The following is a 13,235-nucleotide window of genomic DNA, read 5'->3' as shown; positions in this document are numbered from 1 at the left end:
CTTCATAGGATCAAGCCTGCCTACAGGATCCGCTCCGATCGTCATCGGAGCGGATCCCGTGATGAGTCCGTTATGTCGCGAGGTTACGTCGCGCGGTTATGTCGCGAGAGGCGGCAGGTCCGCGACGGAGGGGTTCGTCATGTCGCGAGAGGCGGCAGGTCCGGAGGGGTGGCCGCCGGGTGCTCGGCCAGGGCGGCGAGCGCGAGTTCGACCGCCTTCTCCAACTGCGGATCGCGCCCCGCCACCCGGTCCTGCGGCGTGATGACCACCTCGATGTCGGGGTCGACGCCGTAGTTCTCCACGCCCCAGCCCGGCCCGGCCAGCCAGAACGAGTAGCGGGGCTGGGTCACCACCGTCCCGTCCACCAGCGAGTAACGCGAGTCGATGCCGATCACCCCGCCCCACGTCCGGGTACCTACCAGCGGACCGATCTTCCGGTTCTTGATGCCCGCGCTGACGATGTCGCCGTCCGAGCCCGCGAACTCGTCGGTGACGGCCACGATCGGGCCGCGCGGCGAGTCCTCGGGATAGCGCATCGGCTCGTAGCCGCGGGCATGGTTCCAGCCGGTGACCCGGCGCGACAGCTTCTCCAGCACGAGCTCGGAGGTGTGCCCGCCGCCGTTCTCGCGTACGTCCACGACCAGCCCCTCGCGGGCCATCTCCGTACGCAGGTCGCGATGGAACTGCGCCCACCCCGAGGCCACCATGTCGGGCACGTGCAGGTAGCCGAGCCGCCCGTCCGACGCCTGCCGGACGTAGGCCCGGCGGCCCTCCACCCAGTCGTGGTAGCGCAGCTGCGTCTCGTCCGAGATCGGGGTGACCACCACCCGGCGGGTCTCGCCGCCCGACGCCGGTCGTACGGTCAGCTCAATGGGCTGGCCGGCCGTGCCGGACAGAGAGGCGAGCGGGCCGCGTACGGGATCGACGGGTCGTCCGCCCACCGCCACGATCGCGTCGCCCGCGCGCACGGCGACGCCCGGCGCGAGCAGCGGCGAGCGCGCGTCGTGGTCGGACGACTCGCCGGGCAGGATCCGTTCGACCCGCCAGACGCCTTCCGCGTCGCGGGTGATGTCGGCGCCGAGCAGGCCCTGGCGCCGCCGCGAGTCGTAGCCCCCGCCGACGGGCCGGGCGTAGGCGTGCGAGGTGCCCAGCTCGCCCTGTACCTCCCAGAGCAGGTCGATGAGCTCGGAGTAGGCGCCGATCCGGTCGACCAGCGGCGCGTAGCGGTCGAGGGCGCCCTGCCAGTCGACGCCGTTCATGTCCGCGCGCCAGAAGTGGTCGCGCATCAACCGGCCGGCCTCGGCAAAGCCCTGCCGCCACTCGGCGACCGGGTCGATCTGGACCGTGATCCGGTCGAGGTCGATGGTGACGACCTCGTCGCCCTCGCCGCTGGTGCGGGTCTGCAGGCCGTTCTTGCCGTTGAGGACGAGCCTGCTGCCGTCGCCGCTCACCTCGAAGGCGCGCGTCTCCCTGCCGAGCTCGGCCTTGGCGCGCTTCTTGAGGTCGTAGCGTTCGAGGACGGTCTCGCCGGTCGGCTCGGTGCCGTCGCCGAGCAGCCCGGCCGTCGGGTGGCGCAGCCAGAGCAGCGCGTCCTTGGCGGTGCGCAGGTTGCGGTAGTGCGCGGCGGGCACGGGCACCGGCACCACGCGCGAGGCCAGCCCCTCGACGTCAACCTCGGTACGCGGCGGCTCGGCGTCCTTCTTGTCCGAGTTCTTCTTCTCATCCGAAGCAGAGGACGAGGCGGGCTTGTCGTCCTCGCCGTTGAACCCGCGCCCCTGCAGGCTCGGGTCGAACGGCGAGGGCGTCGTCGCCTGCAACGGCACCAGGTACGGCCGGCAGCCCGCCGGGAACGACAGGTCGAACACGTGCGCGTCGTAGATCGGGTCGAAGGTCCGTATCGACAGGAACGCCAGATGCTTTCCGTCCCTGGTGAAGACCGGGTCGAAGTCGACGAACCGCAGCGGCGTCACGTCGATGACGGAGGTCCCGTCGAGGCGGCCCATCCTGATCTGCGACAGCCGCTCGTCATGCGGATGCACCCACGCCAGCCAGGACGAGTCGGGCGAGAACGTCAGCCCGCTGATGTCCCCCTGCGTCGTGCGATCCAGCTCCCGGATATTTCCGGATTCGAGGTCGATGACCAGCAGCCGCCCATCGTGCGTGGCCACGGCCGCGTGCTTGCCGTTGGGCGCGGCGGCCAGCTGGAGCACCCGGCCGAGCTCGCCCGCGGCCAGCGTACGGATCTCGCCGCCGGGCGTACCGATCTCCAGACCGTCCTCACCGGTGGCGTCCGAGACCCAGACCGCCCGGCCGTCGGCGTCGAGCGCCCGCGGCAGCCGTACCCGGACGCCCGGCTCCACCCGCAACGCGCCCGCGGGCCCGTCTCGGTGGGTCACCCAGTGGGCGGTGCCGCGGATCTCGACCGCGCTCGCCCGCCCGGTCTCGTCCGGCGAGAACCCGCCGACGCGGGCCGGCGCCGGTCGCCGCGCGCGAGCCGGGCGCGGCCCGCCGAGCTTGACCTCCAGCTTGTACGGCTCTGCGTCCAGGCTCTCCAGCAGCCAGAGGTCGCCGGCGTGGCTGTAGACCACCCGCTCCCCGTCGGTCGAGGCGTGGCGGGCGTAGAACTCGTCGTGGCCGGTGTGCTTGCGCAGGTCGGAGCCGTCAGGCAGGGCCGAGTACACGTTGCCGGTGCCGTCGATGTCGGCCAGGAACGCGATACGGTCACCCGCCCACATGACCGACCAGTACTGCGCGTGGCTGTCGGCGAACAGCCGGGCGAACTCGCCGTTCCCCTCGGCGTCGACCCAGAGCTTGCCGGCCGTGCCTCCCCGGTAGCGCTTCCAATGTGACGGCTCGCGGTAGACCGGCGACACGGTCGCGACCCGGTCGCCGCTGACGGCGGCCTCGCTCACCCACCCGTACGGCAGGCGCACCGCCGGGCCGCCGTCCAGCGGCACCGCGTACGCCCACGTCCGGGACCGTGAGCCCTCGCCCGTCGCGCTGACCGCGAGCACATCCCCGTCGGCGGTCCACCCGCGCGCGCCGGTCGTGGCGCTGCCCCAGTGGGTCAGCCGCTCGCCTTCGGCCCCGTCGAGCTCGGCGGCGAACACTTCGGGCGGTCCCTCCCGATGGCCGGTCCACGCGATGCGGGCGCCGTCGGGCGAGAACCTGGGGTACGACACGGGCGTACGGTCGGCGGTGAACCGCCAGGCCCGTCCGCCCGCCACGGGAGCCAGCCAGACATCGTCGTCGGCGACGAAGGTGACCAGGTCACCGTGCAGGTGTGGAAATCTCAGGTATGCGCCAGTTGTCACAGCTGCACACTAGTGCGCGTCCGGCCGCGAAGTCCGCCCTTGAAGTCTTGGTCAAGGCCGCCGCGGGGCGGCGTGTGACAGATGGCGATGGGGCAGAAGCCGTACGTGACGTCATTTCTGGAGGAAACGTGAGGATTCTCGCCCGTCCCCACCAATGGCCGCCCCGCATCGCGGCGGGCGCGTACATCCTGGACTCCGGGCTGACCCTGGCTCAGGCCGACCGCGAAGCCGCCACCGGCGTGCACGGCATGGCGGCCACGGCCTTCCCGTTCCTTCGCCGGCAGGATCCCGAGACGTTCGTGCGGCTGCTGTCGAAGTCGCAGATCGCGGTCGGATCGGCGCTGCTGCTCCCGGTGGTGCCGTCGCTGCTCGCGGGGGCGGCGCTCACCGCGTTCGCCGGAGGGCTGCTCGCCTTCTACGTCAAGACCCCCGGGCTGCGCCAGGACGGCACTCTGCGCCCCTCCCAAGAGGGGGTCTCCGTCGCCAAGGACGTCTGGCTGATGGGCATCGGGCTGGGCCTGGTGGTGGAGGAACTGACCCAACGTTGATCTCCGGCGCCTGGTAACTAACGTGTGCAAGCCCGGGTAGTCGGCACACCATGGCAGAAATCGGCTACACCTTGATGTGCGAGCAGACTCCGGCCCGGCAACTGGTGGACGACGCGGCCACCGCCGAACGGACCGGATTCGACTACGCGGTCATCTCCGACCACTACTTCCCATGGCTCGAGGAGCAGGGTCACGCGCCCTACGCCTGGTCGGTCCTGGGCGCGGCGGCGAACGCCACCGAGCGATTGCCCCTCATGACGTACGTGACGTGCCCGCTCATGCGCTACCACCCGGCCGTGGTCGCGCAGAAGGCCGCCACGATGGGCGTGCTCAGCCAGGGCCGGTTCACGCTGGGGCTGGGCTCCGGCGAGAACCTGAACGAGCACGTGATCGGCGAGGGCTGGCCACCGGTCAACACCCGGCACCGGATGCTGCGCGAGGCGGTCCAGATCATCAAGAAGCTGTTCTCCGGCGAGTACGTCACCTACCAGGGCGAGTTCTACGACGTGGACTCGGCCAAGCTCTATGACCTGCCCGAGCGCCGGATCCCGATCGGGGTCGCCGCCTCCGGTGGGCAGTCGGCGGACCTGGCCGCCGAGTTCGGCGACCTGCTGATCGTCAACGAGCCGATGCCGGAGGTGGTGGAGCAGTTCAACGCGCTCGGCGGGTCGGGCAAGCCGGTGTACGGCCAGCTGGCCATCTCCTACGACACCGACGCCGAGGCGGCCAAGGAGCGGGCCCACGAGCTGTGGCGTTGGTCGGCGGCCGGGTGGAAGGTCATGGCCGAGCTGCCGGGGCCGGTCAACTTCGACGCCTACGCCGACTACGTACGGCCCGAGGACGTCGCCGGCAGCGTGCCGTGCGGCGACGACGTGGACGCGGTGGTCGAGGCGGTCCGGAAGTACACCGACGCCGGGTTCACGCACGTCGCGCTCGTCCAGATCGGCCACGACCAGCAGCAGCCCTTCTTCGGCTGGGCCGAGAAGGAGCTGCTGCCCGCGCTGCGCCGCCTCTAAGTCGGCGTCAGGGGACGATGTTGACCAGCTTCGGCGCCCGCACGATCACCTTGCGCGGCTCGCCCGTCAGGTAGGAGCGGACCTTCTCCGAGCCCAGGGCCAGCGCCTTCAGGTCGGCCTCCGAGATGTCGGGCGACACCTCCAGGCGCTCGCGCACCTTGCCGGCCACCTGGACGACGCAGGTCACCGACTCCTGCACCAGCAGCGCCGGGTCGGCGGTGGGCCAGCCGGCCCGGCCGACGCCGCCCTCGTGGCCCAGGCGCTCCCAGCCCTCCTCGGCGGTGTAGGGCGCCACCAGCGACAGCATGATCGCCAGGGTCTCGGCCGCCTCGCGGACCGCGGGGTCGGCGGCGCCGGGACCGGAGTCGATGGCCTTGCGGGCCGCCGAGGTCAGCTCCATCATGCGCGCGATCGCGACGTTGAAGCGCTGGGACTCCACCAGCCGGGTGACCTCGTCGATCGCGTGGTGGGTGGCCTTGCGCAGTTCGACGTCGCCGCCCTCGAACGACACACCGGGCTCGGCGGCCACCTCGTCCATCACACGGAAGGCGCGGGCCAGGAACTTCTGCGACGCGGCCGGCGACATGTCGGCCCAGTCGATGTCCTCCTCGGGCGGACCGGCGAACACCATGGTCAGGCGGACCGCGTCGACCCCGAAGTCGTCGATCTGCTGGCCCAGGTCCACGCCGTTGCCCAGGGACTTGGACATGGCCTTGCCGCCGTTGATCACCTGGCCCTGGTTGAGCATGCGCAGGAACGGCTCGGTGAAGTCCAGCATGCCCATGTCGTGCAGGACCTTGGTGAAGAAGCGCGAGTAGAGCAGGTGCAGCACCGCGTGCTCGATGCCGCCGACGTACTGGTCGATCGGGCCCCACTTGCGGACCGCCTCGACGTCGAACGGGCCGTCGGTGTAGCCGGGCGAGGTGTAGCGCAGGAAATACCAGGACGAGTCGACGAAGGTGTCCATCGTGTCGGTGTCACGCTGAGCGGGACCACCGCACTTGGGGCACTCGACGTTGACCCAGTCGGTGGCACTGGCCAGCGGGGACACGCCCTTCGGCGCCAGGGCCTCGCCGCGCAGGTCGGGCAGCGTGATCGGCAGCTGGTCGTCGGGGACGGGCACCTCGCCGCAGTCGACGCAGTGGATGATCGGGATCGGCGTGCCCCAGTAGCGCTGGCGGGACAGCAGCCAGTCGCGCAGCCGGAAGTTGATCGCGCCCGTGCCCTTGCCCTGGGTCTCCAGCACTTCGATGATCTTGGAGATGGCCTCGGTCTTGGACAGCCCGTCCAGCGGGCCGGAGTTGACCAGCTTGCCCTCGCCCGGCGTGGCCTCGCCGGTCTCGCCGGGGTCGGCCAGGCCGGTGTGCACGACGACCTTCACCGGCAGCCCGAACTTCACCGCGAAGTCCAGGTCGCGCTGGTCGTGGGCGGGCACGGCCATGATGGCGCCGTGGCCGTAGTCGGACAACACGTAGTCGGCCGCCCAGACCTGGATGCGCTCGCCGTTGACCGGGTTGATCGCGTAGCGGCCCAGGAAGACGCCGGTCTTGTCCTTGTCGGTGGACAGCCGCTCGATGTCGCTCAGCTTGGCCGACTCGGCCCGGTATGCCTCGAAGGCCGCGCGCTGCTCGTCCGTGACGATCTCGTCGGCCAGCGGCGCGTCCACGGCCACCACGAAGAACGTGGCGCCGAACAACGTGTCGGGCCGCGTGGTGTAGACGTGGACCGGCTCCTCGCGGCCCTCGATCTCGAACAGCACGTCGGCGCCCTCGGACCGGCCGATCCAGTTGCGCTGCATGGTCAGCAGCCGCTCCGGCCAGCCGTCCAGCTGCCGCATGTCGTCCAGCAGCCGCTGCGCGTAGTCAGTGATCTTGAAGTACCACTGCGTCAGCTCGCGGCGGATCACATCGGCGCCGCAGCGCTCGCACTTGCCCGCCACGACCTGCTCGTTGGCCAGCACGGTCTGGTCCTGGGGGCACCAGTTGACCAGGCCGCCCTTGCGGTAGGCCAGGCCGCGCTCGAAGAAGCGGATGAACAGCCACTGGTTCCAGCGGTAGTAGTCGGGGTCGCTGGTGTGCAGGCGACGCGACCAGTCGAAGGAGATGCCGTAGCGCTTGAACGAATTGGCCTGCGTCTCGATGTTGGCGTAGGTCCACTCGGCGGGGTGTGCGTTCCGCTTGATGGCGGCGTTCTCGGCCGGCAGGCCGAAGGAGTCCCAGCCGATCGGGTGGAGGACGTTGTAGCCCTTCTGGAACCAGTAGCGCGCGACCACGTCACCGATCGCGAACACCTCGGCATGGCCCATGTGGAGGTCACCGGAAGGATAGGGGAACATGTCCAGCATGTAGCGCCGCTCACGCGTGTCGGCGGCGTCATCGCTGGCCCGGAACGGGTCCTGCTCCTCCCATCGCTGCTGCCACTTGGCCTGCAGCGCCTGCGGGTTGTACTCACTCACGGCGGTTGTCCTTTTGGATTGACTCGGACCCATAAGAAAACCCCTCGTGCGCATGACGAGGGGCAGCCGCGACGGCGAGCTGATCAGAGCCGTCGCGGCCCGCTAAGAAGCAGGGTCGCGGAACGCATAGGTCAAGCCTAGCGCACGTCTTCGGCTGAATGCGGGTCGTCGAGTCGGGTCAGTAGGCACAATGGACTCTTCAGGTCTGGTGAGATCTGATGGTGATGTATCCGTTGTGACCTCTAATGTCCCATTAGAATACTCTCGTCGCCGTGGTGTACCCAGTAGAGCCAGAACGTCCAGATGGTGGCCTGCCCATGCAGGACCCACCGACGGATCCGCACGGCTTCGCGCGTTTTACTGCGGAACCCCTGGTCTCGCGTGAGATCATGCCGGATGCGTCAAATCCGGACATAACCTCGGGAGGTACGGCAGCAATGGCAACGGAGAATTCCGGAGCACCCCATCTGCCACCGTCCTGGCCCGAGGCGCCTAAGCCGGAGGTGCCGACATCCTGGCCCGAGGCGCCCCGGCAGGACGCGGCATGGCCTGACTCTTCACGGGGCGGTGCCGCCCAGTCGTCATGGCCGGACTCGTCGCAGTCCTCGCCGTCGTGGCCCGACCCATCGCAATCCTCACCCTCGTGGCCGGACCCCGCGCAGTCCTCGCCGTCCTGGCCCGATCCCGCGCAGTCCTCGCCGTCCTGGCCGGACCCATCACAGTCCTCGCCATCTTGGCCGGACCCGGCGCAATCCTCGCCGTCCTGGCCGGACCCATCACAGTCCTCGCCTTCGTGGCCCGATCCCTCGCGGCAGGGCTCCGCGCCCTCGCAGGGGTCGCAGCAGTCCTGGCCGGACTCCGGGCCCGCCTGGTCGGAGGCTCCGCCGTCCTCGGACGCGTGGTCGAACCTCGGCCAGCCCGACGCCCGGCCTCAGTCGCGTCCGGGTGACCCGATGGAGCGCACGGCCGCCTATGGCCAGAACTCTCCGGACAATCAGCCCACGGCGTACCACCAGTTCCCGAATCCGCTCGGCGAGCTGGCGTACCCGCCCGCGGACGACCGAGGCGCGCCGCGGTCCGGCTCCCCGCTGGACGGTCCCCGGTCCGGCTCCCCCCTGGACGGCCCTCGGTCCGGCTCGCCGCTGGACGGCCCGCAGGGCGGCTCTCCGCTGGACGGCCCGCGAAACGTCACTCCGCTGGACAGCCGGCGCCGTGGCACTCCCCTCGACGAGCGTGCGGTGCCGCGTTCCGCGCCCTCCCCCGACGACCGCCTGGTCGCGTACGGCCAGGCGCCGGTCGGCCAAGCACCGCCCGGCCAGCCGCCGATCGGCCACGGGCCAGGTGGGCACGGTCCGGGTGGGCACGGACCAGGTGGGCACGGACCAGGTGGCCACGGTCCGGGCGGCCAGCCCCCGGGCGGGCAGCCGCCGACCGGCGAGGACCAGCAAGGCGAGCAGGGCAGGCCGGGCGCCAACCTGAGCCGCGACCCGTCCGACCCGGACCACAGGTTCGTGACGGCCGGTCAGATCAGCGGCTCCCGCACCCCGCCGCCCGAGCGCCAGCAGGAGCTCTGGAACACCGTCTTCGGCGACGACTACCAGGCGATGGGTGAGCCAGAGTCGCTGGACAACCCCGGCAAGCCCCTCTGGATCTACGCCCTGGCGGGCTCGGTGGCCATCGCCCTGGTCGGCGCCGTCCTCTGGGCGTTCCTGGCCGGACCGCTGGCCAGCAACACGCCGTCCGCCACCAACACCGCGGCCGCCAAGCCGAGCACGTCGGCCAGCACCGCCCCCACCAAGGCGGCGAGCTCGATCCCCCGTCTGCCGCGGTGGTCCGGCAAGGCCGCCCCCGTGACGGGCATAGTCGCCAACCCCTCGGCCGGCATCACGATCCCGCGCCTCGGCGGCACCTGGCAGCAGGACCAGCGCGCCACCGTCAAGTCCACGTACGGCTTCGACACCCGCCAGTACGTGATCACGGGCACCAACAGCTCCGCCCAGATCCTCACCGGCCCGCTCCCGGCCAAGCTGGCGTCCTCGTTCACCAGCGAGGACGACCTGGAGCCGGTGATCAAGCAGGTGGTGCTGAACGCCCGCAAGCGCTTCTTCCCCGAGGGCAACACGGTCAAGAAGATCGCCCAGCAGCCGATCAAGGTCGGGCAGTCCTCGGGCCGGGTCATCGCCTACGCCCTGACCTCGGGCACCGAGAAGGCCACGATCGTCACGGCCGCCATCAACACCGGCAAGGACGTACCGGCGATCGTCTACATGTCGATCCCGTCGACCAGCAAGCAGCTTCTGCCGGACGTCAACACGGTCATCAAGCAGATCAAGGTCACCCCCACCTCCTGACCCTGTCCCCGGCCCCCGGCATCCCGGGGGCCGGGCAGGCGGCTCTAGAAGGTGCACTCCAGGTGCTTGATGCCGTTGATGAAGCTGGAGTGCAGGCGGTCCGGCTTGCCCGCCTGGATGCCGGGCACCCGGCGGAGCAGCTCCCGGTACATCACCGTGATCTCCCGCCGGGCCAGGTGCGCCCCCAGGCAGAAGTGCGGCCCCGGTCCGCCGAACCCCACGTGTGGGTTGGGTGAGCGGGTGATGTCGAACCGCTCCGGCTCCTCGAAGACGGCCTCGTCACGGTTGGCCGCCCAGTAGTACAGGACCGCCTTGTCGCCCTTCCGGTACAGGTGGCCGTTCATCTCGTAGTCCCTGGTCACCTTGCGGCGCATGAAGTTCACCGGTGAGGCCATCCGGACGATCTCCTCCACGGCTCCGGCCGCCCGGCCCTGGACGTCCTCCAGCCACAGCGCCCGCTGGTCGGGGTTGTTGGTGAGCAGGCGCAGGCCGTACGAGATGGCGTTGCGGGTGGTCTCGTTGCCCGCCACCACCAGCAGGATGAAGAACGACCCGAGCTCCTGCGAGGTCAGCCGCTCGCCGTCGATGTTGGCGTTGACGAGGGAGGACGTCAGGTCGTTCGTGGGCTGGTCGATGCGGTAGGCGGCCAGGTCCTGGACGAGCTGCTGCAGCTCCATCCCGGCGTTGAGCAGGAGCGGGACCACCTGGGTGACGTCGTCGCCGGTGTATTCGGGGTCGAAGCCGCCCAGGATGACGTTCGAGCGCTCGAAGACGAACTGGTAGTCGCGCTCGGGGATGCCCATCATGTCGCAGATGATCTTCAAGGGCAGGCGGGCGGCGACCTCGGTGACGAAGTCGCAGCCGGAGCCCGTGACCAGCAGGTCGTCCACGATCTTGGCGGCCGCGGTGTCCACGTCCGCCTCGAACTGCTTGATCATCTTGGGGGTGAAGGCCCGGGAGACGATCCGGCGCAGGCGCGCGTGCCGCGGGTCGTCCATGTTGATCATCGAGCCGAAGTATTCGGCGAACTCGGCGGGCATGTCGAGGATGTTCGTGGCCCCGCCGTCGCCCGAGGAGAAGACCTCGGGAGTGCGGCTGGCCTCCAGGATGTCGGCATGCTTGACCAGCGCGTAGTAGCCGGGCCCCTGCGGGGCGAAGTCGACCACGGGCTCGGCGAAGAAGGCCGGCGTATCTCGCTCCCGCAGCCGGTCGAAGGCGGCCCTCCGCTCCGCCATCGGCTTGGCCCAGAAGTCACGGTCCGACAGGTCGAAGTCAAGCACGTCCATGAACACCATCATTCGGATAGCGGCCCATTCACGTCAACGCGATCGAAGTACACCGTACGTCTCCGTGGCCGGGCGCGCGCGGAAAATCGGTGGCCTCTGGAGGCGGGTGATCTATAGCGTGGGGCGCATGCAGTTCTTCTTCTTCCTGCGTTAGCGACCCGCCGGCGGGCCGTGGATGACCCACCGCCGGTGATGCGGGACGGCCGGCCGCCGTCCCGGGTCGCGACGTGGGAGAAGGACACGTGCATACGCTTGCCGTGGCCAGGGCGGTGCGTGGCATCGAGCCCCTGGTGGCCGCGGAGATCCGACGTGCCGGGCTTGGGGTGGTGCGCGGGGTGCGCCACCGTGAGGTGTGGTTTGAGACGGCCGATCCCGGGCCGGAGCTGCTGGAGTTGCGGACGGCCGACGACGTGCTGCTGGTGGCGGCCGTCGTGGAGGGGATCGGGCGCGACAGGGAGGCGCTGGGGCGCCTGGCGCGGGCGGCTCGCGAACTCGACGCCGAAAGCCTGACGAAACTCGCCCACCAGACAGGCGGGCGGGGCGGCGGTGGGGTGGAGGTGTCGGCGTCGTTCGTCGGGCGGCGGAACTACAACCGGTTCGACATCGAGGACGCCGTCGGTGCCGAGCTCGCCCGGCCGCTGGGCATGCCGTACCACTCGCGCCGCGACGGACGTGTGCCGCCCGAGGGCTCGACGGCGTGGCGGGTCACGGTGGAGGGCGGGCAGGCGGTCATCGCCCTACGGGTGCCCGCCAGACCGCTGCACCGCAGGCCGTACAAGACGGAGTCGATCCCGGGCACGCTGCACCCGCCGGTGGCCGCCGCCATGGCCGGGCTGGCGCGGCTCGAGCGCGCCGGCACGGTGCTCGACCCCTGTTGTGGCGCCGGCACCACGCTCATCGAGGCCCGCGCGCTCGCGCCGCACGCACGGCTGATCGGCTTCGACCACGACCCGCACGCCGTCCACGTCGCCGCCGCCAACGCCACCCGCGCCGCAGCCCATGCCATCACCTCAACCCATGCGGGCCGGAGCCCCGTGACGGACGCCATCGCCTGGGGGGTGGCCGATGCGGGGCGGATTCCCCTGCCGGACGGCAGCGTGGACCGGGTGCTGGTGAATCCGCCCTGGGACCGTCAGGTCGCCCCGAGCGGGCGGCTCCGCCGGGACCCCGGCCGCCTGTGGCGGGAGATCCACCGCGTCCTGGCCGTGGGCGGCACCGTGGTGGCGCTCGTTCCGGAGCCGTGGCGGCCGCCCGGATTCGGGGTGGACAGGGTGATTCATCTCACCCTGTCAGGCCGCCATCCGGTCGTGGCGGTCCTGAGGAGGTCAGCCGGTCGAGGACGAGCCAGTTGACCCCCGCCCTCAGGACGTCAGCCAGTCGAGGACGAGCCCGTGGGCCGCCGCCCTCAGGAGGCCAGCCAGTCGAGGATGAGCCGGTTGACCTCCGCCGGCTTTTCGAGGTGGAGGAAGTGTCCCGCGCCGGCCACCTGCTCGGTCCGCGATCCGGCCGGCAGGTGGCTCAGCGCGTCCTTGGCCAGGTCGGCCGAGAGGCAGCCGTCCTGGGTCCCGTGCAGGTAGAGGATCGGTCCGGTGGTGGCGGGCTCCGGTGCCGGGTAGCGGCCGGTGGGCGGGGTGGTGCCGAGCATCGCCCGGTAGTAGCCGATGGCCGCCGCCAGGTTCGCCGGCGCGCCGATGCTCTGCCGGACGAACTCCAGGTCCTGCTCGGCGTCGTAGCCGGGCGACCAGTCGCGCCAGATGCCCTCGAGGAAGCCGGGGGCGGCGGCGGCCGTCTCGGCCAGGGCGGTCTGGAAGAGGAAGACGTAGAACGAGCGCTTGAGCTGCTCGTAGTCCAGGAATCCGGTCGCCAGGGCGGCGGCCGGCGGCACGGCCATGGCCACGGATCTGCGGAAGCGGTCGGCGGTCGCGTAGACGGGGAACGCGCCCCAGTCGTGACCGATGAGCACCGCGGCGGAGTCGCCGCCGAGCTCCTCGTGCAGCGCCCGTACGTCGGCGACGAGCGCGCCGGCCTCGTAGGCGCCGTCGGCGGGGATCTCGGTCGGCGCGTAGCCGCGCAGGAACGGCGCGACCGCGCGGTAGCCACGCTCGGCCAGCGCCGGGAGCAGGTGACGCCAGGTGTGGGCCGTGTCAGGGAAGCCGTGCAGGCACAGGGCCAGCGGCCCCTCCCCTACGGCCAGATACGCGAACTCCACCCCGTTGGCGTGGACGGTTCTGATCTCCATGACTGCGAAACCTAGCAGTCGGCTCT

At 70.7% G+C, this 13,235-nt stretch carries 8 protein-coding genes; 4 read left to right on the top strand and 4 right to left on the bottom strand.

Features of this window, described 5'->3' with window-relative positions; genetic code table 11:
• Positions 1 to 137: 137 nt before the first annotated feature.
• Entirely contained in the window at positions 138 to 3,314 is a 3,177-nt protein-coding gene (locus ACGFJ2_RS37650) for a PDZ domain-containing protein (RefSeq protein WP_393476684.1), read from the bottom strand.
• Positions 3,315 to 3,442: 128 nt separating this feature from the next.
• On the opposite strand from ACGFJ2_RS37650, the gene ACGFJ2_RS37645 reads away from it, so the two are divergent.
• Together ACGFJ2_RS37645 and ACGFJ2_RS37640 are read left to right on the top strand one after the other, a co-directional pair.
• Positions 3,443 to 3,862, top strand: a complete 420-nt coding sequence (locus ACGFJ2_RS37645) for a hypothetical protein (protein ID WP_357940144.1) — start codon at positions 3,443 to 3,445, stop codon at positions 3,860 to 3,862.
• 50 nt (positions 3,863 to 3,912) lie between these two features.
• The gene (locus ACGFJ2_RS37640; RefSeq protein ID WP_393476681.1) at positions 3,913 to 4,878 is read left to right on the top strand and encodes a TIGR03557 family F420-dependent LLM class oxidoreductase; all 966 of its coding nucleotides are present in this window, start codon (positions 3,913 to 3,915) and stop codon (positions 4,876 to 4,878) included.
• 7 nt (positions 4,879 to 4,885) lie between these two features.
• On the opposite strand, the gene leuS is transcribed toward ACGFJ2_RS37640, so the two are convergent.
• Positions 4,886 to 7,366, bottom strand: coding sequence for a leucine--tRNA ligase (leuS, locus tag ACGFJ2_RS37635; protein ID WP_393476678.1), 2,481 nt, complete (start codon positions 7,364 to 7,366; stop codon positions 4,886 to 4,888).
• A gap of 920 nt (positions 7,367 to 8,286) precedes the next feature.
• Here leuS and ACGFJ2_RS37630 point away from each other — a divergent pair.
• Positions 8,287 to 9,684: a hypothetical protein gene (locus tag ACGFJ2_RS37630; RefSeq protein WP_393476675.1), complete on the top strand. Its 1,398-nt coding sequence runs from the start codon at positions 8,287 to 8,289 to the stop codon at positions 9,682 to 9,684.
• Between the two features lie 44 nt (positions 9,685 to 9,728).
• Here ACGFJ2_RS37630 and ACGFJ2_RS37625 read toward each other — a convergent pair whose 3' ends face one another.
• On the bottom strand, positions 9,729 to 10,970 hold the full coding sequence (locus ACGFJ2_RS37625) for a cytochrome P450 (protein WP_357940136.1): 1,242 nt from the start codon (positions 10,968 to 10,970) through the stop codon (positions 9,729 to 9,731).
• 242 nt (positions 10,971 to 11,212) lie between these two features.
• Here ACGFJ2_RS37625 and ACGFJ2_RS37620 point away from each other — a divergent pair, with 242 nt between their 5' ends.
• Positions 11,213 to 12,322 (top strand): methyltransferase domain-containing protein, encoded by a 1,110-nt coding sequence (locus ACGFJ2_RS37620; protein ID WP_393476672.1) that lies wholly within the window; start codon positions 11,213 to 11,215, stop codon positions 12,320 to 12,322.
• Positions 12,323 to 12,375: 53 nt separating this feature from the next.
• Here ACGFJ2_RS37620 and ACGFJ2_RS37615 read toward each other — a convergent pair whose 3' ends face one another.
• On the bottom strand, positions 12,376 to 13,209 hold the full coding sequence (locus ACGFJ2_RS37615) for an alpha/beta hydrolase (protein ID WP_357940131.1): 834 nt from the start codon (positions 13,207 to 13,209) through the stop codon (positions 12,376 to 12,378).
• Between the last annotated feature and the right edge of the window lie 26 nt (positions 13,210 to 13,235).

Origin of the sequence: Nonomuraea sp. NPDC049028, assembly GCF_043197735.1 — a bacterium.
GTDB lineage: Bacteria > Actinomycetota > Actinomycetes > Streptosporangiales > Streptosporangiaceae > Nonomuraea.
Note: the sequence above shows the minus strand (reverse complement) of the source record. Positions and strands in the feature narration are given on the sequence as shown.